This is a genomic window from Actinocrispum wychmicini (genome assembly GCF_004345645.1).
GTDB lineage: Bacteria > Actinomycetota > Actinomycetes > Mycobacteriales > Pseudonocardiaceae > Kibdelosporangium > Kibdelosporangium wychmicini.
Genome location: NZ_SLWS01000010.1, coordinates 404,838 through 425,602, shown reverse-complemented (window position 1 = coordinate 425,602; position 20,765 = coordinate 404,838). Strand labels below are relative to the sequence as shown.

The 20,765-nt window shown below is 68.7% G+C and carries 18 protein-coding genes; 11 read left to right on the top strand and 7 right to left on the bottom strand.

Annotated features, from left to right (window positions below):
- The first annotated feature begins 18 nt into the window (after nt 1–18).
- The 7 genes from EV192_RS39265 to EV192_RS39235 all read left to right on the top strand — a co-directional run bounded on the left by EV192_RS39265 (nt 19) and on the right by EV192_RS39235 (nt 9,254).
- Nucleotides 19–1,374, top strand: coding sequence for a serine hydrolase domain-containing protein (locus EV192_RS39265; protein WP_132123700.1), 1,356 nt, complete (start codon nt 19–21; stop codon nt 1,372–1,374).
- An 85-nt stretch (nt 1,375–1,459) separates the two neighbouring features.
- Nucleotides 1,460–2,518: a serine hydrolase domain-containing protein gene (locus EV192_RS39260; protein ID WP_132123699.1), complete on the top strand. Its 1,059-nt coding sequence runs from the start codon at nt 1,460–1,462 to the stop codon at nt 2,516–2,518.
- A gap of 224 nt (nt 2,519–2,742) precedes the next feature.
- Nucleotides 2,743–4,230: a glycoside hydrolase family 28 protein gene (locus tag EV192_RS39255; RefSeq protein WP_243727356.1), complete on the top strand. Its 1,488-nt coding sequence runs from the start codon at nt 2,743–2,745 to the stop codon at nt 4,228–4,230.
- A gap of 56 nt (nt 4,231–4,286) precedes the next feature.
- Nucleotides 4,287–5,831, top strand: a complete 1,545-nt coding sequence (locus tag EV192_RS39250; protein WP_132123697.1) for a rhamnogalacturonidase — start codon at nt 4,287–4,289, stop codon at nt 5,829–5,831.
- A 94-nt stretch (nt 5,832–5,925) separates the two neighbouring features.
- Entirely contained in the window at nt 5,926–6,669 is a 744-nt protein-coding gene (locus tag EV192_RS39245) for an SDR family oxidoreductase (RefSeq protein WP_132123778.1), read from the top strand.
- A gap of 168 nt (nt 6,670–6,837) precedes the next feature.
- The gene (locus tag EV192_RS39240; RefSeq protein ID WP_132123696.1) at nt 6,838–7,437 is read left to right on the top strand and encodes a dihydrofolate reductase family protein; all 600 of its coding nucleotides are present in this window, start codon (nt 6,838–6,840) and stop codon (nt 7,435–7,437) included.
- A gap of 44 nt (nt 7,438–7,481) precedes the next feature.
- Complete coding sequence (locus EV192_RS39235) at nt 7,482–9,254, top strand: alkaline phosphatase D family protein (protein ID WP_132123695.1); 1,773 nt, start codon at nt 7,482–7,484, stop codon at nt 9,252–9,254.
- Between the two features lie 111 nt (nt 9,255–9,365).
- On the opposite strand, the gene EV192_RS39230 is transcribed toward EV192_RS39235, so the two are convergent.
- The 3 genes from EV192_RS39230 to EV192_RS39220 form a co-directional block, all read right to left on the bottom strand.
- Complete coding sequence (locus EV192_RS39230) at nt 9,366–9,890, bottom strand: AAA family ATPase (RefSeq protein WP_132123694.1); 525 nt, start codon at nt 9,888–9,890, stop codon at nt 9,366–9,368.
- Nucleotides 9,891–9,929: 39 nt separating this feature from the next.
- Nucleotides 9,930–11,480, bottom strand: a complete 1,551-nt coding sequence (locus EV192_RS39225; RefSeq protein WP_132123693.1) for a purple acid phosphatase family protein — start codon at nt 11,478–11,480, stop codon at nt 9,930–9,932.
- 96 nt (nt 11,481–11,576) lie between these two features.
- On the bottom strand, nt 11,577–11,882 hold the full coding sequence (locus EV192_RS39220) for an STAS domain-containing protein (protein WP_165960859.1): 306 nt from the start codon (nt 11,880–11,882) through the stop codon (nt 11,577–11,579).
- 60 nt (nt 11,883–11,942) lie between these two features.
- Between EV192_RS39220 and EV192_RS39215 the strand changes: the two genes are divergently transcribed.
- Nucleotides 11,943–12,260, top strand: a complete 318-nt coding sequence (locus EV192_RS39215) for a hypothetical protein (protein ID WP_243727355.1) — start codon at nt 11,943–11,945, stop codon at nt 12,258–12,260.
- 21 nt (nt 12,261–12,281) lie between these two features.
- Here EV192_RS39215 and EV192_RS39210 read toward each other — a convergent pair whose 3' ends face one another.
- Complete coding sequence (locus EV192_RS39210) at nt 12,282–13,256, bottom strand: helix-turn-helix transcriptional regulator (RefSeq protein ID WP_132123691.1); 975 nt, start codon at nt 13,254–13,256, stop codon at nt 12,282–12,284.
- A gap of 76 nt (nt 13,257–13,332) precedes the next feature.
- On the opposite strand from EV192_RS39210, the gene EV192_RS39205 reads away from it, so the two are divergent.
- The 3 genes from EV192_RS39205 to EV192_RS39195 all read left to right on the top strand — a co-directional run bounded on the left by EV192_RS39205 (nt 13,333) and on the right by EV192_RS39195 (nt 15,071).
- Complete coding sequence (locus EV192_RS39205) at nt 13,333–13,671, top strand: nuclear transport factor 2 family protein (protein WP_132123776.1); 339 nt, start codon at nt 13,333–13,335, stop codon at nt 13,669–13,671.
- A gap of 10 nt (nt 13,672–13,681) precedes the next feature.
- The gene (locus EV192_RS39200) at nt 13,682–14,167 is read left to right on the top strand and encodes a DUF488 domain-containing protein (protein WP_132123690.1); all 486 of its coding nucleotides are present in this window, start codon (nt 13,682–13,684) and stop codon (nt 14,165–14,167) included.
- Between the two features lie 118 nt (nt 14,168–14,285).
- Nucleotides 14,286–15,071: a DUF3800 domain-containing protein gene (locus EV192_RS39195; protein ID WP_132123689.1), complete on the top strand. Its 786-nt coding sequence runs from the start codon at nt 14,286–14,288 to the stop codon at nt 15,069–15,071.
- 66 nt (nt 15,072–15,137) lie between these two features.
- On the opposite strand, the gene EV192_RS39190 is transcribed toward EV192_RS39195, so the two are convergent.
- From EV192_RS39190 to EV192_RS39180, 3 genes are all read right to left on the bottom strand, one after another.
- A complete protein-coding gene (locus EV192_RS39190; protein ID WP_132123688.1) occupies nt 15,138–15,755 on the bottom strand; it encodes a DUF4360 domain-containing protein in 618 nt (205 codons plus the stop codon).
- 276 nt (nt 15,756–16,031) lie between these two features.
- Complete coding sequence (locus tag EV192_RS39185) at nt 16,032–20,195, bottom strand: glycoside hydrolase family 38 N-terminal domain-containing protein (RefSeq protein ID WP_243727353.1); 4,164 nt, start codon at nt 20,193–20,195, stop codon at nt 16,032–16,034.
- Nucleotides 20,141–20,599 carry a type 2 periplasmic-binding domain-containing protein gene (locus tag EV192_RS39180; protein WP_132123687.1) on the bottom strand — a complete coding sequence of 153 codons (459 nt, stop codon included), beginning with the start codon at nt 20,597–20,599 and terminating at the stop codon, nt 20,141–20,143. Before EV192_RS39180 ends, EV192_RS39185 begins: the two co-directional genes overlap by 55 nt.
- Nucleotides 20,600–20,765: the final 166 nt, after the last annotated feature.

The window sequence follows — 20,765 nt, the reverse complement described above, 5'->3', positions numbered from 1 at the left end:
GCAAGGAAGGACTACACCATGGAAGACACCACAAGCGGGACACCCGAACAGGGACATTACGGTCGCCGGGCCGTGTTGAAGGGGGTGGCCGCCGCCGGCGCGCTCGCCGCCCTCGGCGGCAGCGGCACCGCCTCCGCGAGCGGTAGCAACGACTGCGACGAGAACGGCGTCGAGCACGGCTGGGGCAAGGTCGCCGACGTGTTCCGCGCGAACTTCAAGGGAGACCCCGGCGAGATCGGCGCGGCGGTCAGCGTCTACGTAGGCGGTCGCCCGGTCGTCAACCTGTGGGACGGCCTCGCCGATCGCAAGGCGAACCTGCCGTGGCGCAGGAACACCGTCGTCCGGGTCGCGTCCGCCACCAAGGGCGCCACCGCGATCTGTGCCCATATCCTGGCCGACCGGGGTCTGCTGGATCTGGACGCCCCGGTGGTCAAGTACTGGCCGGAGTTCGGCGCCAACGGCAAGGACCAGATCCCGGTCCGGTTGTTACTGTCCCACCAGGCCGGTCTACCGATCGTCGACGGACCGCTCACGTTCGAGCAGGCGTGCGCGTGGCACCCGGTCATCCGTGCGCTCGAGGCACAGCCGCCGCTGTGGCAGCCGGGCACGGCGCATGTCTACCACGCCGAGACCTACGGGTTCCTGGTCGGCGAGGTCGTGCGCCGGATCACCGGCAAGTCACTCGGCACGTTCTTCGCCGAGGAGGTGGCCGCGCCACTGGGCCTGAGCACCTGGATCGGGCTGCCCGAGAAACAACGGCGACGGCTGGCCCTGATCGAGGACGCCGCACCGCTGACCCTGGAGCAGCTGACCGCCGGGATGATCAAGTTGACCGGGCTCGACGAGGCCACGGTCACCGCGTGGATCCAAGCCCTGTACGCTCCGGGTTCGGTCCAGGACCGCGCCGTCTCCCTCGGCGGTGCCCTGGACGCCACGACCGCGTACTGGCTCAAACATGCCTGGCTCGAGTCCGAGTTCCCGGCCGCGAACATGGTCTCGGACGCACGGTCGCTGGCCCGGATGTACGCCGCCACGGTGAGCAGGGTCGACGGAGTGCGGCTGATGCGTCCGGCGACGGTCAGGCGGATGAACGTCGTCCAGACCGACAAGACGCACATGTACGGGCTGCCGCCCGGCCTGGACATCCCGTCTGACCGGTCCTTCTACATGTCGCTCGGGTTCATGCGGGCCTGCCCGCCGATGCCGATGGCCGGGCCGGCGTCGTTCGGCCACTTGGGCTCCGGCGGATCGATCGGCTTCGCCGAACCCGACGCCGGTGTCGGCTTCGGCTACGTCACGAACCTCTGGTCCTACCGGCCGGACGACCCGCGGGCGGCGGACCTGGCCACGGCCGTCCGATCCTGCCTCGGATAGCAGGTAGAACCCCTCCCCTTGCCTGACCCACAGGTATTCAACTACGGTTGCACAACCTTGGTTGACTATCTCGGGGAGGTCTTCGATGATCTGCGACCCTGCCTTCGCCGCGGTCGACGAAGCGTTCTGCGCCGGGCTTGACAAGGGCGGCGCCGCGTTGACCGTGATCGCTCGCGGACGCGTACTGGTCGACATCTGGGGCGGTGCCGCGGCCGAAGGCAGGCCGTGGGAGCACGACACGGTCGCCAACGTCTTCTCGGTCACCAAGGGGGTACTCGCGGCCGTCGCGAACGTCCTGATCCAGCGTGGTGAACTGCGGCCGGACGCGCCTGTCCGCGCCTACTGGCCGCAGTTCACCACCGACGTGACGGTCGCCGAACTGCTGTCCCACCAGGCCGGACTGGCCGCCCTCAGCGAACCGTCCGACATCTACGACTGGCAGGCCATGACCGACGCCCTCACCGGGCAGAAGCCGTGGTGGCCACCGGGTTCGGCACACGGCTACCACGCCGTGACCTTCGGCTGGCTGGCCGGCGAGCTGGTGCGCCGAGCCAGCGGCCGGGAGCTGGACACCCTGGTGGCCGACCTGGGCGTGCCGGACCTGTGGATCGGCCTGCCACGCACCGAATGGCACCGAGCCGCCGACCTGCCACCGCCGGAAGCCGGCCCGGTCACCGGACCCGCCCTGTTCGCCGCGATGAGCGACGCGAATTCGTTGACCGCCAAGGCGTTCGTGGGCCTGCCGGATCTGCTCGTCCCCGGCGTGGCCACCACCGACGCCTGGCGGGAAGCCCGAATTCCGGCCGCGAACGGCCACGCCACCGCCCGCGCGCTCGCCACGATGTACGCCCAAGTGCTCGACGGCGACCACACCCTGGCGACCACCGCCCACAGCGACGGCCCGGACCTGGTGCTGCACGGGAACACCCGCTTCGGACTCGGCTTCATGCTGCCCAACGAGGTACGCCCGTTCGCACCGAACCCCACCGCGTTCGGCCACAGCGGCGCGGGCGGCGCCCTCGCGTTCGCCGACCCGGACGCGGGTCTCGCCCTGGGCTTCACCACGAACCGGCTGATCACCAGCGCGGCCGGCCCCGACCCCCGGTGGGTCCCCATCCTGGGCGTCCTCTACCAACGAATCTGACCCGACCACCGGTAGGTGCCGCGGTCTTCAAGACCTACCAACCGGGGGGTTGGTAGGTCTTGAAGACCTGCTCTCGTTGTGGTTGCCGTCTTGACTCATCCGATCCCGGACTTCTAGCCTGGTCGACACGCCGCCATGAAAAGGTTTACAGGATGTTTCGGCGCGTGTCACCCGGTGCCGGCGACGCCTGTGAACTTCCCTGCGACGAAGAGGGAGTCAGGCACGTGTTCGCACGTAAGGCCACATGGGCGGGGCTCGCCGCCGTGAGCATGGCAGTCCTCGGGGGTGGGGCGGGCATGGCGACTGCCGGGCCCGCCGTGTTCGGCATCAAGAGCTTCGGCGCGGCCGGCGACGGCGTCACCAACGACGCGCCCGCGATCGACAGGGCGATCAACGCCGCGAGCATGTCGGGCAACGGCGTGGTCCGGTTCGCCGCCGGCACGTACCTCGCGGCCGGCACCGTCCACCTCAAGAGCGGCGTGACCATCCAGCTGGACAAGGGATCCACCATCACCGGCTCGTCGTCCGGGTACGACAAGCCCGAGGACAACCCGTTCGACAAGTACCAGGACTACGGCCACAGCCACTTCCACAACGCCATGTTCTTCGGCGACAAGGTCGACAACGTCAGTTTCGTCGGCGAAGGCACCATCGACGGCGGCGGCCACCTGATCACCGGCAACCCGAAGAGCGGCCAGGCCGACAAGATCATCTCGATCACCCGGTGCACCAACCTGACCCTGTCCGGGATCACCCTCAAACGCGGCGGCCACTTCGCCGCGCTGATCAACGGCTGCACCGGCGTCACCAGCGACCACCTCACCATCTCCACCGCGGGCGACCGCGACGGCTGGAACATCATCAGCACCCAGAACGTCAAGATCACCAACATCAACGACGCCGCCAACGACGACGCGCTGGTGTTCAAGAGCGACTACGCGCTGGGCGCCAAGCTGCCCAACGGGCACGTCACCGTGACCGACGCGCACCTGTCGGCGAAGTGCTGCAACGCCCTGATGTTCGGCTCGGAGACGTGCGGCGACTTCACCGACTACAACTTCCAGCAGATCGAGATCACCGGCGCCGGCAAGTCCGGCCTGGGCATGGTCTCGATGGACGGCGCGGTCATCTCCGACGTGCACTACCGCGACATCAAACTGTCCGGCACGGCCTCGCCGATCACCCAGAAGATCGGCACCCGCAAGCGATGCGGCAACAGCCCGGGGGTCGGCCGGATCCACGACATCACGTACGACAACATCACCGGGACCAGCGCCGGCTCGTTCAGCCCGACGCTGTGGGGCGAGGCCAACGCCAACCAGATCAGCGACGTCACGTTCACCAACGTCAACCTGACCCTGCCCGGCGGCCACGACACGATGGGCACCGGCGTGCCGAGCAACGACCCGAAGGACTACAACCCGAAGAGCATCGGCACCCGCCCGGCGTACGGGTGGTACATCCACAACGCCAACAACATCAAGTTCGTCAACAGCTCGGTGCGGTTCGGCAAGGACGACGGCCGGCCCGCGGTCATCGCCAACACCGCCAGCGCGCTGACATTCGACCACTTCACCGCGCAGAAGGGCGGCAAGAGCCCGTCGGACCTGCTGTTCCAGAGCGTCACCGGGTTCTGTGTCACCAGCAGCCAGAACACCGGCGGCGGCGCGTTGCGGATCGGCAACACCGGCTCGTCCAGCAGTTGTTCCTAGGACCTCGCGACGGCGCCACCGGCCCGGCCGGTGGCGCCCTTTCCCCAAGGAGCCACATGAGCACGTTCTCCCGCCGACGGATGGTCACCGTGGGAGCCGCTGCCCTGCCCCTGGTGACGGCCGGAACAGCGAACGCGGAACCCACTCCGCCCGGTCCCGGCGGAGTTTTCGACGTCCGGCGGTTCGGCGCCCGCGGCGACGGCGTCACCATCGACAGCGACGCCATCAACCGCGCCATCGACACAGCCGCCCAGGGCGGCGGCACGGTGTACTTCCCGCCGGGCGTGTACGCCAGCTACTCGATCCGGTTGAAGAGCAGGGTCGCGCTGTACCTGGACCAGAACGCGACGATCCTGGCCGCCGTCCCGGCGAACGGCCGCGGCTACGACCCGGCCGAGCCCGGCGCGGGCAACCCGTACCAGGACTTCGGCCACAGCCACTGGCACAACAGTCTGATCTGGGGCGAGGGCCTTGAGGACGTGACGATCTTCGGCCCCGGCCGGATCGACGGCAAGGGCCTGGTGGCCGGCGGCAGCAAGGAGTCCGCGCCACTGCAGGGAAACAAGGCGATCTCGCTGAAGCTGTGCCGGAACGTGGCCATCCGGGACGTCACCATCGTCAACGGCGGCCACTTCGGCATCCTGCCCACCGGGGTGGACAACTTCCGGATCGACGGCCTGGTCATCGACACCAACCGCGACGGCATCAACATCGACTGCTGCAAGAACGTCCGGATCTCGAACACGACCGTCAACTCCCCCAACGACGACGGCATCGTGCTGAAGAGCTCGTACGCGCTGAACACGGCCAGGGCGACCGAGAACGTCACCATCGACAACTGCATGGTCAGCGGCTACGACCTGGGCACCCTGGTGGACGGCACGTACAAGACCGCCGGCTACGGCCGCACCGGCCGGATCAAGTTCGGCACCGAGGCCAACGGCGGCTTCAAGAACATCGCGATCACCAACATCATCTTCGAGTACTGCCGTGGCCTCGCACTGGAAACGGTCGACGGCGGCCTGCTGGAGGACGTGACGGTCAGCAACATCACCATGCGGAACGTCCAGATGCCGTTCTTCCTCCGCCTGGGCGCCCGGATGCGCGGCCCGGCCGGTGTCCCGGTGGGCACCCTGCGCCGGGTCAACATCAGTGACGTCGTGGCCTACAACTCCGACCCCCGCTACCCGTCGACCATCGCCGGCATCCCCGGCCACGCGATCGAAGACATCCGGATCAGCAACATCCGCCACCACACGCTCGGCGGCCTGTCCATGAACGACGCCGTGGCTGACCCGCCCGAACTGGAGACCGCCTACCCCGAGCCCAGCATGTTCGGCACCCTGCCGGCCTTCGGCTGGTTCGTCAGGCACGCCAAGGGAATCACCTTCGACAACGTGGAGACCCGCTACGACAGGACCGACACCCGGCCCGCCATCGTCCTGCGGGACGTCGCCGACGTCGACTTCCACCACACCCGAACGGACAAGGCACCGAACGTCCCGACCTTCACGATGGACGGTGTCACCGACTTCCGCGTCACCACGAGCCGTCCGGTCGCGGACACCGTGGTGGACCGGGCCGACCACCGGGAGTTGTAGCGCGTCACCCACGCGCCGACTTTGACCAGCGTCTGCGGATCCGCCCAGGCCAAGATAACGTCGATACGGTAACGACGTGGAGAGGAAGATCGTCATGCGGATCGCAGTCGTCGGCGCGACCGGGAACATCGGGTCCCGTACGGTCACCGCGCTCGACCGGGATGGCCACGATGTCGTGCGCGTCAGCCGCGCACTGGGCGTGGACCTCCAGACCGGCGACGGACTCGACCAGGCACTCACCGGCGTCGAAGCGGTCGTCGACGTCGCCAACGGGCCGACGACCGACCGAGCCGCGACAGTGGCCTACTTCAACGCCACCACCCAGAACCTGCTCGCCGCCGAACACCGGGCCGGCGTCCGCCATCACGTGCTGTTGTCGATCGTCGGCGTGGACCGCGTCGAAGGCAACGCCCATTACGCTGGCAAACGCGAACAGGAGCGCCTCGTGGCCGCCGGCCCCGTGCCGTGGACGATCGTCCGGGCCACCCAGTTCCACGACTTCGCCGCGATGGTGGCCAGCTGGGCGGAGCAGGACGGGATCGCCGCCATCGCCCCCCTGCTCGTCCAGCCGATCGCCCCCGACGACGTCGCCGACGTTCTCGCCGAAGTCGCCGCAAGTGCCCCACAGCAAGGTCGCGTCGACATCGCCGGCCCGGAGCCACAGGACCTCGTCGACATGGCGAGGCGTACCAACGAAGCCCAAGGCCGCACCGTGAAACTGGTGCCGACCTGGGCAACCCTGTTCGGCCTGGAAATGGCCGGCAACGTCCTCCTGCCCGACGAGACCGCCCGAATCGCCCCGACCACCTTCGACGAGTGGCTCGCGTACCAGCGATAGCACGGCAGCGACGCACACTCAGGCCCCTGCCTTCGTGAGCTGTTACTTCGACTTTTCGTCACTTATGTTTTCAACTGTTGACGTAGTCATGAACGAAGTCTCAGCTCTTGCCGGTGAAATCTGGTGGATCAGCGATGAGTTTTTTCCAGCGCGCGGGTCAGTCTGGGCATGAGCAAAGTGATCGCGCACATCACCGTTTCCGCCGACGGTTACTCGGCCGGGCCGAACCAGAGCCTCGCCGACCCGCTAGGCGAGCGCGGGGAGGAATTGCACACGTGGATGTTCGAGCACGAGGAGGGGTCGGCGGACGCTGAGGCGGTCAAGGCCCTCGCCGATGGCTACGGCGCGTTCGTCATGGGCCGCAACATGTTCGGCTCGGGTCGGGGTGCGTGGGACCTCGAGTGGACGGGGTGGTGGGGCGACAACCCGCCGTATCACGCGCCGGTCTTCGTCCTGACGAACCACCCGCGTGAGTCGGTGACCATGGCGGGTGGGACGACGTTCCACTTTGTCACGGACGGCATCGAGTCCGCGCTGAAGCAGGCGCACGCGGCCGCCGGGGACATGACGGTGGGTGTCGCCGGCGGGGCACAGACCGTTCAGCAGTACATCCGGGCCGGCCTGTTGGACGAGCTGCACCTGCACATCTCCCCCGTTGTGCTGGGTGCCGGCGAACGCCTGCTGGACGACATCGGGACGCCGGCGTTCGCGCAGATCAAGTCGACGAGTGGGATGGCGACGCACATCTCCTACCGTGTCACCTACTAACTGTTCACTTGTTCCGCCCGGCGCGCTCGATAAGGGTGTGCGGTATGGATGGAGCCAGTAGACGGACGGTGTTGAAGGGCGCGGCGCTCGGCGCGGTCGCCATGGCTGGACCTCTTCGGGTCTTCGACGTCGCGGCCGCGGCGGCGCCCGCGAGCAACGGGATCTTCGGGTACGGCGTCGCCAGCGGTGACCCGACCGGGGACGCCGTGGTCATCTGGACGCGCGCCACTCCCCCGCCGGAGCGCGGTGTGGTGGCCACCCCGGGCAGTGGCCACGGCCGGGGCATGCGGGTCCACTGGGAGGTCGCGCGGGACCCGCAGTTCCGGTGCGTGGTTCAGCGCGACACCGTGACGACGAGCGCGTCCTCGGACCACACGGTGAAGGTCGACGTCACGGACCTGGAGCCGTACACCAAGTACTTCTACCGGTTCCGTGCCAACGGCGAGACGAGTCCTGTCGGCGAGACCCGGACCGCGCCGGACGACGGCGACGAGCTGCACGCCTTGCGCTTCGCGCTGGTGTCGTGCAGCAACTACACGGGCGGCTACTTCTCGGCGTACCGCGCGTTGGGCGAACGCGACGATCTGGATTTCGTCCTGCACGTCGGCGACTACATCTACGAGTACGGCAACGGCGCCGACCGCTACGGCCCCATCGAGCTGGTCGGCAAGCGCGACGGCATTCCCGCGACCGAGACGATCGACCTCGCCGGCTACCGGCTGCGGCACGCGTTGCACAAGGCCGACTCGGACCTGGCGTTCGCGCACCGCAGGCATCCCTGGATCACCATCTTCGACGACCACGAGGTCGCCAACAACGCGTGGGACACCGGCGCGGAGAACCACACACCGGGCACTGAGGGCAGTTTCGCGGCCCGCAGGCAGGCGGCCTACCAGGCGTACCTCGAGTGGATGCCGTTCCGGCTGCCCGAGCAGCGCCGGGTGCCGCACCGGGGCATCCGGTTCTTCAAACGGTTCCACTTCGGCCCACTCGGCGATCTGTCCATTGTGGAGACACGGCAGAACCGCAGCGCGCAGGTGGACGTGCCGCCGTTCACCAAGACCGGCGGCGGCTTCATCCCGACCGGCATCCCCGCGGTGGACGCCCAGCTGGCCGACCCCCACCGGCACCTGCCCGAGCCGGAACAGTTGCGCTGGCTGAAGGACGGCGTCGCGCGGCGCGGCGCGCGCTGGCACCTGATCGGCAACCAGGTGGTGTTCACCCCGGTCCGGTTCCCCGGCGCCGTCCTGGGCGCGCCGGCGAACCTGACCATGCTCAACTCCGACCAGTGGGACGGCTACCAGGCCGACCAGACGAACCTGATCAGCCACCTGGCCGCGCAGCCGGCCGGCGCCGGCGACGTCGTGGTGCTCACCGGCGACATCCACTCGTCCTGGGCGATGGACATCCCGACCAAACTCGGCGCCGGGTACACGTCGGCCGGGGTCGAGTTCGTGTGCCCGTCGGTCACCAGCGACGGGTTCTACGAGCTGGTGCGCGGCTCGCTGCCGAAAGGCACCCCGGCGTCGGCCGCGGTCGGCGCGGTCCGGCAGATCACGTCCACGCTGACCACCGTGAACCCGTGGATCAAGTACCTCAACGGCCTCGGCCACGGCTTCACCCTGGTGGATGTGACGCCGGACCGGGTGCAGGCGGACTTCCACCACACCCCGACGCCGACCGACACCGTGCCGGACCCGCGGATCGTCCCCACCACCAGGACGGCGTACGTGACGGGCTGGCAGACCCTGGCCGGCAGCCGTCGCCTCAGCCCGGCGACCGGACCGATCGGGAAACGGTCCGACGAACCCGCGTAACCGGCTGTTCCGCACCTCCACGGCCGCGTTGGAGATGTACGGCATCCACCTCGGCGAGCGGCTCGGCTACTACCGGGCCCCTCGCCGACGGTGGCCGGCCACCCCGTGGTTCTACCGGCTCATCAGGTAGTGCGACATGATCGCCGCCACGGTCTGTTCCGGCGTGTGCTCGGACGTGTCCAGCCACAGGCCGATCTTCGGCGTCGAGGTGCGCAGCCCCTCGTCGAGCATCGCCGGGGTCCACTCGCCGTAGGCGCTCTTCGCCCTGGCCCGTTCCCGCTCCGTCACCACGTCGGGCCGGGGCGCGAGCACGACCACGTGCAGCGGCCGTTCCTCGATCAGCGCGACCATTTCCGCGAGGTTGTCGCCGAGGATCACGTCCTGCGCGATCACCGTGAACCCGGCCCGGAAGTAGTTGTCACAGGTCAAGGCCGTGAGCCGGTGCCGCAGGCGCAGCTGGTCCACGGCCTCCTCGGACGCGATCGGCGTCATGTCGGCCCGGCCGTTGACCACCATGCGGCGGAAAATGTCGCCTCTGACGTGCACGGACCGGGGTAGCCGCGCGGCCAGCATCTGGGCGACCGTGGACTTGCCGGCGGCCTGGATTCCGGTGATGAGCACGATCGAGTGGTCCATGGGCATGATCCAATCTCACCACGGACCACTCTCGTCGTGTCAGCCGTCGGACCGTTTGCGCCGCAAGGTGAACTTCTCGAACACGGTCAGCTCACCGAACGGCTTGTTGACGTTGTAGTACGTGACGTACATCGATGTGGTCCCACCAGGGCGGCGGCCGGGGTCGACGGTGAACGCGGCGAACCCGTACGGGTGGTCCAGGTCGCGGACCCCGCTCCAAATGGCCTTCTCCTTGACGTACGTGGACACCCGCTTGCCGGTGTTCGGGTCCGGCTGGGCGGAGACCGCGGTGATGACCTTCGCCGTGCCGTCCTTGAAGAACCGGCCGTTGGTCGTGCCGGACACGCCGCCCCCGCCGAGGATCATGTGCACCGTGCCCTTGCTGGTGTCGATCACGTCCGTGGCGCTGGACACCGGGTTCGGGGTGAGCGTCTCACTGCCGGAGACGACACCCCGCACGGCGAGCGAGCGTTCATAGTCGTGCTCGTGCCCGCACAGCACGAGGTCCACGCCGTAGCGGTCGAACAGTGGGCCGTACTTCTGGCGCAGCCCCAGGTCGGCGCCGTTGGCGTCGGACGACGAGATCATCACCTGGTGCATGGCCACGACGATCCAGTCGACGTCCCGCGACCGCCGGGCCGCGGCGAGTTCGCGCTCCAGCCAGGCCAGCTGACGGCCGCCGGAGTAGCCGTTGACGTAGACGTCCCCGCCGTCCTGCAGGCAGTTGTCGTCGTTCTGCAGCACGATCACCCGCACCGAGCCGGCGGTGAACGCGTACCACAGGTTGGCCAGCTCGGCGTCGGTCTCGGTGGACGGGAGCTTGAAGTACGTCTGGTAGGCGCCCAGGCCGATCGGGCCGTTCCGCCGTTCGATCTCGTGGTTGCCGGCGGCCGGCATCCACGGCCGGTACCGCGCGGACCGGGTGTTGTTGGTGAAGAAGTTGTTCCACGTCCGGATCCGGTCGACGTCCACGTTGGCGTAGCACAGGTCGCCGTTGAGCAGGTGGAACAAGGGCGCCACGGTCTCGATGCCGGTCACGATGTCCTTTGTGGCCGGTGTGGAGTTGGCGTCCAGCCCGACCGTGCCGTCCTTGGCCCACGTGACCTGCGGCGCCGACTGGTCGCCGAAGCTGGTGAACGTGAACGGCGCCCGGCCGGAGGGCGCGGTGCGGAACGTGCCCGCGTCCGGTGTCGCGCCGTCGTGCTGCACCGCGTAGATGTAGTTGGTGTTGGGACGTAACCGTTCGAGTTGCGCGTGGTGCACCCACACCGTCCGGCCGGACGTGCCGTCGACGTAGGTGCTGGTGTCGGCCTGCACGCACGCGCCGAAACCGTCTTCGAGCGTGCCGTACATGACCCGCGGCCGGTTCACGGCCCGGTCGGTGATCCAGGACACCACCATCTGCCGCGCGGGATCCCGCCCGAACGTGAGGTGCAGGCCCTGCGCCGGCGTGGACCCGGTGGCCGCCGAGGGCGCGAACGACGGCGCGGCGACGGCGGGGGTGGCGCCGAGCAGCGGCGCGGCCCCGATGCCACCGAGGATTCCCAACGCGCCCCGGCGGCTCACTGTGTGTTTTGTCTGATCAGACATGGGTTCTCCTCGCTCGGCGACGAACGGAACCTAAAAGAGGCGGACAACGCGACAATGAACGCCTATTTTCCGTCGGATGAACCCGCGCCGGTCGGCTCAGCTCAGGAGCAGTTTCTGAATTCCGGCGATCTCCAACACCCGGCGCAGTTGCGGCGAGGCCGAACGGATGGTCAGGTCTCCGGCGACCGCGGACGCGCGGGCCCGCGCTCGCAGCAACGCGCCCAACCCGCTCGAGTCGCAGAAGCTCACCTTCGACGCGTCGATGACCAGGTGCACGTAGCCGCGGTCGACCAGACTCGACAACTTCCGCAACACCACGTCGCCGGTGGCCAGGTTCAACTCCCCAGCCACCGCCACGTGCACGGTGTATCCGTCCGCCCACACCACCTCGACCGGTTTCACGCCGCCCCGGGTACCCACTCGGCCCGGTCGCATCACTCGATCACGGGCACAATGAGCGGTATGGACGAACCCATCGACGCCGAGATCGTGAGCGAGAGCACTGCTCTCGACAAACCCGCGGCGGCCACGCCCGCGGTGCACACGCCCGCTGTGGACATGCCCGACCCGCTCGCCCCCATCGACTACACCGACGCCGGCGTCCCCACGTTCGACTACGTACGCGACCGGATCGAGAACCGCATCGCGACCTCGGCCGGAATGGGCGAACTCACCGGCGAGTCACCCCAGGCCAAATCGATCGACGAACAAATGGCCGAACGCGACAAAGCCGGACTGGACAAACTGGAAGAAATCCGACGCTCCCTCCGCGGCGAGTAATTCCGGCCTGAGCAGCCACTCTCAGGACGACACTCGGTAGCGGGTGGCGATCTCGGCGGCGCGGTCGCGCAGGGAGGTGCGCAACCATTGCGGGGCCAGGGCTTCCGCGTTCGTGGCGAGCTGCCACAGCGCCCATTCGGCGTGTCTCGAATCCTGGAAGGACACCTCCAGGCGCAGCCAGCCGTCTGCGTCGGCCTCTTCGGTGCGGACGGCCAGCGCGGTGTCCACCAGGTCCTCGCGCCGCGCGGGGTGCACCCGGACCAGCACGGTGACCTGGTCGCCGCCGGTCCGAAACCGCGTGCCGCGTTCCTGCCAGGCCCGGTCCAGATCGACCCGGTCCGGTCGTTGTGCGGGCTCGGCGAGTTCCTCGGCGGCCAGGACCCGGGACAGCCGGTAGGTGCGGTCCGCGCCAGACCTCGTGGCCAGCAGGTAACCCCGGTCGCGCACGGTGACCAGGCCGATCGGGTCCACCGTGCGCCACTTCGGGGCCTGGCCCGCGGCCGCGTAGTGGATACGCAGCTTGTGTCCGGCGAACACCGCGCGCCGAACCTCTGCCACCACCGTGTCCGGCACCTCCTCAGCGACCAGCCGGCGCGAGAGGAGGTCGGTCTCCGGGTCGATGAGCACTCGTCGGGCCGCACCGGCCGCGGTGGCCCGATAGCTTTCCGGCAGCGCGTCCACCACCTTGCGCATGCCCGAGGCGAGCGCCGAGCCGAGGCCGAATGCCTGCGCGCCGCGCCGCGATCCGGCGACCAGGAGGGCCAGCGCCTCGTCGTGGTTCAGTCCGGTGAGCTCGGTCTGGAAACCGGGCAGCAAGGCGAAACCGCCGTGCCGGCCGCGTTCGGCGTAGACCGGGACGCCGGCCGCGGACAACGCCTCGATGTCGCGCAACACGGTCCGGGTGGACACCTCCAGCTCGCGGGCCAGCGCGGCCGCGGACAGCCGACCGTGCTGGCGCAGCAGCAGCACCAGCGACACCAACCGGTCGGCACGCACACGAAGATTTTACCGGAATACATGACACAGGATGTCGTGATTCGTTGGCAGGCTGATCGACATGACAAGCAAGACAGTGGCCACTGACCCGAACGACCTGGCCGGGTACTTCATCGAGCGCGGCAACGCGGGCGACGTCGACGGGCTGGTGGCGTTGTACGAGCCGACCGCCGTGCTGGCGTTCCCGCCGGGCAACCTCGCGACCGGACACGCGGAGATCCGCAAGGTGTACGAGCAGTTCGTCGCGGCCGCGCCGGTGCTCTCGCCGGGCAGGCAGCATCCAGCGCTGGTCAGCGGCGACCTGGCACTGACAGCGACCACGCTGACCACCGGCGAGATCACCGTTGAGATCGCCCGCCGCCAGCCGGACGGGTCGTGGCTCTGGGTCGTGGACCAGCCGGCACTCGTGCCGTGACGGTACGGCGATGAGGCGCATCGCGACGATCGGCGTCTACGGCTTCACAGCCGGAGCTTTCGTCGAGACGCTCACCGGCGAAGGCGTGGGTCTGCTGCTCGACCTCCGCCAACGCCGCGGCGTTCGGGGCCCCGACTACTCCTGGGCGAACTCAGCGCTACTGCAGCGCTCGCTCGCCGCGGTGGACATCGGCTACCGGCACGTGAAGGAGCTGGCGCCGACAACCGAGCTGCGCCAGCTCCAGTACCGCGAGGACGACCGCCAAGGCGTGGGCAAGCGCAACCGCGTCGCGCTCGCGCCTGAGTACGCCGAGCGCTACACCCGTGAGATCCTCGACCGGTTCGACCTCGGCGTGCTCGTGGCCGACCTGCCGAGCGACTCGACGACCGCGCTCCTCTGCGTCGAGCGTGACCCGGAGGCATGTCACCGCTCACTTGTGGCCGCGCGCATGCGCGCCGAACACGGCCTGCCAGTCACGGACCTCCGCCCGGGCTAAGCCCATGGCCGGTGCGGGTCAGTCCGTCCACAAGGGACCCACCGCCCACGGACATCGAAAAGCCACTACCGACAAAAACGGGCGCGCCGAGCGCGGCCTGCTCCTAGACTCGCTGGTCATGGAGATCGCCTGTGACGAGTCCGGCTCGGAGGGCGACAACCTGATCGGCGGGGTCACCGACGTGTTCGCGCACGCCAGCGTGCACATGAGCGTCGAGTCGGCCGCCGCGTGCGTCCAGGAGATCCGCGACCGGATCCGCTCCCCCGCGCTGGAGTACAAGGCGAACCACCTGCTGCGCGAGAAACACCGGCGGGTCCTGCTGTGGCTGCTCGACCCGGCCGGGCCGGTGGCCGGGCACGCGTGGGTGCATCTCACCGAGAAGTCGTTCTTCCTGCTCGGCAAGGTCACCGAACTCCTGGGTGCCGACGAGCAGACCCGTGACCTGTACGACGCCGGGCCGCGCCGGCTCGGCCGCGGCGACTGGGAGGCGCTGCTCAAGTCGTTCAACGACATGATGCGCCGCCGCAACCGCGACCTGGTCACCCACCCGAACCGGATGCCCACGCTGGACCTGCTGGTCCCGGCGATCGTCCGCGCGGTCGAGCACTGGGGCGCGCCGGTCACGATCGTGCACGACCAGCAGAACCTGCTGACCCCGGACCGGGTCGCACGGCTCAAGGACATCCTCGGCGGCCGGCTGATCGGGCTGCGGCTGGTCGACTCCCGGTCGGACGCCCGCGTGCAGATCGCCGACTTCCTCGCCGGGGTGGCCCGAAAGGTCGCGTCCATCGAACTCAACGGCGACGGCGACCCGGAGTTGACCGCGTTGCTGCGACCGTACGTGGACCCGCGGTCGGTCTGGGGTGACGCGCGCAGCGGCCGAACGCTTGTCGGACAGGTGTAGGCGAACACCCGCGCACCAGGCACGGCCCGGGATCGCCCGCCGGCGGTCCCGGGTCGTTTCGCGATGTCAGCAGCGCTTCCAGACGAAGCGGTAGTGGGCGTTGGGGTTGCGGTCGGGTGAGTCCATCGAGATCGAACTGGTGGCTCCGGACGTGCCAGCGTTCACGCGCAGTTCCGTATTGATGTTGAAAAGGCGGTCCTGGCCGCACGGCGCGAAGATGACGGAGCCGGGGTCGGTGGCGTCCGTGGTGTGCCAGTCGCTGACAATCGGGCCACGGAACGGATGACTCCGGGACGTCGTGTCGGACATTCCCTGGAAATAGTAAAGGGCGCGTTGGAGAGCCACCGCGCCGTCGCGCAGGCTCACGTCGCCGCGGTAATCGGCGCGGATGATGCCGAATGTGAATCCGGACGGGACATTGACGCTCAACGCGAGCTGGCAGTTCTTCCGCGAGTCGGTCGGGTCGACGCCGGGGCCGACCCGCGCGGTGAAGTCGCCGTGGTGGGTCACGGTGAACTCGGAGTTGTCGTCCGCCACAGCGATTTCCGTTGTCCCGACCGGACATCCGGAACCGTTGACGGACACGATGTCGACGGTGACGTGACCGGCCGGGACCTCGTCGACGGCCGCCTGCGGGGTGATCGTGAACGCAGCCAGGGCAAGCGAGAGCAGGGTGGTGATCATGGAGGCACCTTTCGGATGATGATCGACGACGACCGAGGCGCTACACGCACAGTAGCCCAATCCTCGCGCACAGCATCCGACTGAACGGAGCAAAACACCGTTCGTTAGTGGTCCTCAGCATTTTCCGATCACTCCGGAAAATGCGCTGAATTCCAATGATCCTACGATACCGCCATTGAATTGATATTTGATCGATATTTTCGCTGGAAACGCACGGAATTGCGGTGGCCGGCGCACGGCCGGCCACCGTGACGATCTACCTCATCGTCGCCGCCGTCATGCGACTCCAGACAGTCGCAGGGTGAGAATCTCGAAGGGACGCAACGAGATCGACATCGTCCTGCCGCCGACGACCTCGAACGGCACGGACTCCGACCACCTCCGTTCCAACAGGTCGGTGGAGAACGCCTCGGACACGGGGAAGTCGACGACCAGCTGGGCACGCGCCCGGCCGCCAGCGGACTCGTAGAGCCGGACGACGACGTCGCCGGACTGGTCGTCGGCGAGCTTGACCGACTCGACGACGACGTTCGGATTGTCCACGAACACAAGGGGTCGCACCGGCCGTGAGCCGGTGACCGTGCGGGTGGGCAGGTTGACGCGGTAGCCCTCGCGGACCGCGTCCGGGATCGCGGCGCCGGCCACCAGGGCGTGCCGGAACTTGTGCGGGCCGTGGTCGGTGCGTGGATCGGGGAACCGCGGGGCACGCAGCAGGGATGCCCGCACGGTCGTGGTGTGGGCGGTTCGCGTGACGTCATGGCCGTACGTGGAGTCGTTGACCAGCGCGACGCCGTAGCCGGGTTCGGCGATGTGCACCCAGCGGTGCGCGCAGATCTCGAACTTCGCCGCGTCCCAACTGGTGTTGGTGTGGGTGGGCCGGTACACATGCCCGAACTGGATCTCCGAGGCCGACCGGTCCGCCCGCACGTCCAGCGGGAACGTGAGCTTCAGGAACTTCTCGGTCTCGTGCCAGTCCACGTCCGTGTCGATGTCCAGGCACGTGCTACCGGCCCGCAGCGTCACCAGTTGGCTGACCGTGGACTTCGAGAACGAGCGGGTGATCCGGAGGGCGACCCGGTCCGGCTCCTTCGCCTCGACGACCACACTGTCCACATCGGTCAGGTCGGTGACGCTGTTGCGGTAGAACGAGTCCACGTCCCAGGCGTCCCACATGTTCGGGAAGTCCGGGTGCAGTTGCAGCAGGTTGGCGGCCCCGGCCAACACCTCCCGGCCGGCGGCGACATCCCACACCGACGTCACCAGGCCGTCCGCGCCGACGACGACCTTGATGATCCCGTTGTCCAACACGAAACCCGACGACGTCTCACCGACCTGAACCGGCGTCCCCTCGAACGGAACCACGACCGACGCGCCGCCAGCCGGGACGCTGTCCCGCGAGTGCGGCGCGGCGTTGAACGCGACCGTCGAGCCGCCCTCTCCGGCCAGAGCCTGCTGCGCGTCCGTGATCATCTCGGTGAGTTCCGCGGCGACGGCCGCGTACGCCTCCTCGGCCTCCCGGTGCACCCACGCGATCGACGAGCCCGGCAGGATGTCGTGGAACTGGTTGAGCAGCACCACCTTCCAGATCCGGTCCAACCGCTCGTACGGATACGGCCGGCCGAGCCGGACAGCGGCCGTGGCCGCCCACAGTTCGGCTTCCCGCAACAGGTGTTCGCTGCGCCGGTTGCCCTGCTTGGTCCTGGCCTGGCTGGTGTACGTGCCGCGGTGGAACTCCAGGTACAGCTCCCCCACCCAGACCGGCGCGTCCGGATACTCCGCCTGCGCCCGCTGGAAGAACTCGGCCGGCCGGGCGATCGTCACCCGCGGCGAGCCCTCCAGGTCGGCCAGCCGCGCCGCGCGGGCCAGCATCTCCCTGGTCGGGCCGCCACCGCCGTCGCCCCAGCCGAACGGCACGAGCGACACCGTGGCCCGGCCCTTCTCCTGGAAGTTGCGGGCCGCGTGCGCCATCTCCTTGCCGGAGAATTCCGAGTTGTACGTGTCCGCGGGCGGGAAGTGCGTGAAGACCCGGGTTCCGTCGATGCCTTCCCAGTTGAACGTGTGGTGCGGGAACTTGTTGACCGTGTTCCACGAGATCTTCTGGGTCAGGAACCACTTCGAGGCCGACAGCGTGACCAGCTGCGGCATGGCCGCGCTGTAGCCGAACGAGTCCGGCAGCCACACCTCCTCGGTCTCCACCCCGAAGTTCTCCAGGAAGAACCGCTTGCCGTGGACGAACTGCCGGGCCATCGCCTCGCCGCCGGGCATGTTCGTGTCCGACTCCACCCACATCCCGCCGACCGGGACGAACTGGCCGGCCGCGACCTTCGCCTTGACCCGCTCGAACACACGCGGATGGTGTTCGGCGATCCACGCCAGCTGCTGCGCCGAGGACATCGCGAACATGAACTCCGGGTTGCTGTCCATCAGTGAAGTCACGTTCGACGTGGTGCGCGCGACTTTCCGGACGGTCTCCCGAGTCGGCCACAGCCACGCCGAGTCGATGTGCGAGTGTCCGACCGCGACGATCCGGTGCGCGCTCGCCGACGCCGGCCGCGCGAGCATCTCGGCCAGCTCGGCCCGCGCGGCCGAGGCGGTGCCCACCACGTCCTGCAGGTCGATGGCGTCCATCGCCCGGTCGAGCGCGCGCAGGATCTCCCACCTGCGGGCGCTGTCCGGGGACAGCTCGCGCATCAGCTGGTCGAGCACCTCGATGTCCTGGACCAGCTGCCACACCTCGTCCTCGAACACCGCGAGCGAGACCTCACGGATCCGGTAGAGCGGCTCGGCCGACGACGTCAGCCGGTCACCCTGCTCGGTCGGCTGGAACGGATGGTAGTCCAGCAGCACCGGATTGGCCGCGGCCTCCACGTAAAACAGCAGGTCCGATGTGGACTCGTCGAGCCGCAGCCACATGTTGCGCGGGTTGAGGCCCTTCACCGGCGTGCCGTCCGGCCGGTAGACCAGGCCTTCGCACTGGAAGCCCACCATCCGGTCGTCGAACCCCAGGTCGATGACGAGCTCCACGGTCCGGCCCGCCCACTGCGCGGGCACCGTTCCCGCGATCCGGAACCAGCTCGTGCCCCACGCCGGCCCCCACCGGTATCCCGCCTCGACCGGCGTGTACCGCGCCGCCAGGCCCTCGGCGACCGGGACGGGCTCGCCCGGCACCGTCCACGCCGCGACCTCGGCCGGGACCGACGCCGAGTACACCGCCGGCTTGACGCGCTCCTTCAGGACCCGGCTGACCCGGTCCTCCACCAGTTTCCGATCATCGTGCATCTGCTTGCCGCTCCCGCCAGTCAATGAGGTCCGTGATGCCGCGTTCGGCCAGGTACCCAGTGTCGTCCACCCGGGAGCCGAGCACCACCGCCGCCCTGACTCCCTTGTCCGCCATGGCCATCCAGGCGTCGAAGAACGCGCCGCCCGGACCGCACGCCGACCGGTCGGCCTCGACCAGCGCGGTGGTCCGCGACACCGGACGGTGCCCCTCGCGGACGGCGGCGGCGATCTGCTTGACCTCGCGGTCCGACGTGAGCAGGCCCAGGCTGTACTCCAGCTCCGGGAAGTCCACCAGCCGCCGGTCCACGTCGTGCGAGCACCACCGTTCGCGCACGTCAGTGCGTTGTGGACGGTCTGTTCGGCGAAGTCCCCGACCAGCTCGGCGGGCACGTGCGGGCTCGGCGCCCCCACCTCCTGCAGCCACACCGGCCGCGTGGCGTCGGCCGCCAGCTCCACCTGGTACTCCGCGTGCCGCACGCTGGCCGTGGACAACGGGCCGTACTTCTGCACAGTCCCGTTGAACACCCAGGAGTGCACGTTGGTGGCCGCGCCGATCCGGGCGGCGTGCGCCGGCGTGAACGGGCCGTCCTGGTACCAGACCGCGTCGTACTCGCAGTGCGTGTGGAACGCGCCGGGCGCACCTTCCTCGCAGGCGTCGAGCAGCGTTGTCAGCCAGGCCTCGGCTTCGCCGGAAGTGGCCGGATCGGCGTCGGGATGCGGCTTGTCGGAGAACTGGTTGAACTCGTTGCCCAGGGTCATCCCGAGGAAGTTCGGCCGGTCCCGTAACGCTTCGGCGAGCGCGCCGGTGACCACGTCCGGGTCGGTGAACAGGTTCCGCCGGTGCCACGTGACCGTCCACGACGGACGGAAGTAGAAGCTGGACAGGTGGCCCTGCAACCCGTCGACCGCCACGGCCAGCCCACGCTCGACCACGGCGTCCACAACGGACAGCAGCTGCTCGACCGCGCGTGGCCGGACGACCGCGACCAGGGTGTCGGTCAGACCGGCCGACCGCATCATCAGGGACTGCGAGATCATGATCGTCTCGCCGGGAACGAGCAACGCCAGCAGGAACGCGAGCAGCGTGTACCGTTTGCCCCGGAACTTCATGCGCGCCAACGCGTAGCCCGACATGGCCGCGCCGACACAGTTGCTGACCACGTTGGCCACCGCGACGAACAACGAGTTCCCACCGACACACCCTGCAGGTACATGTTGGCCTTGCCGGTGTTGGACATCGGCGTGGTGATGCCGACGTTGGCGGACAGGCCGGGCGCGTCGGTCCTGAAGTTCTTCAGGTACGCGCTGCCGGAGGACATCGCGACCTGCTGGGCCATGAACTTCTTGCCTGAGCCGGTGTAGGTGGCCGTCAAGGCCTCCGGCAGCAGCGGCTTGGCGTCGTACATCTGCTTGAACAGGGTGACCAGCTCGACGCCTTGGGGGCCGTTGAACGTGAACTTGGTGTCTTCGGGGTTCATCAGGTCCGCGCCGTACAGGCCCAGGTCCTCGACATCCGGGGTCTGGCCGTACATCGCGACCGCGCGGTTGGTGTGCCGCGCCAGCACCAGGGCCTGGTCCTTCAGCTCCTGATACGTCGTGGGCGTCCGCGCAGGCGTCCGCGGCCAGCTTGTCGGCGTACCCGTCGGCGGGCTGGTCCAGCCAGTTCACCGTCGTGCCCGGGTGCTCGGTCTGGAACCGCCGGCGGGCACGGATTGCCAGCTGCATCGCGAA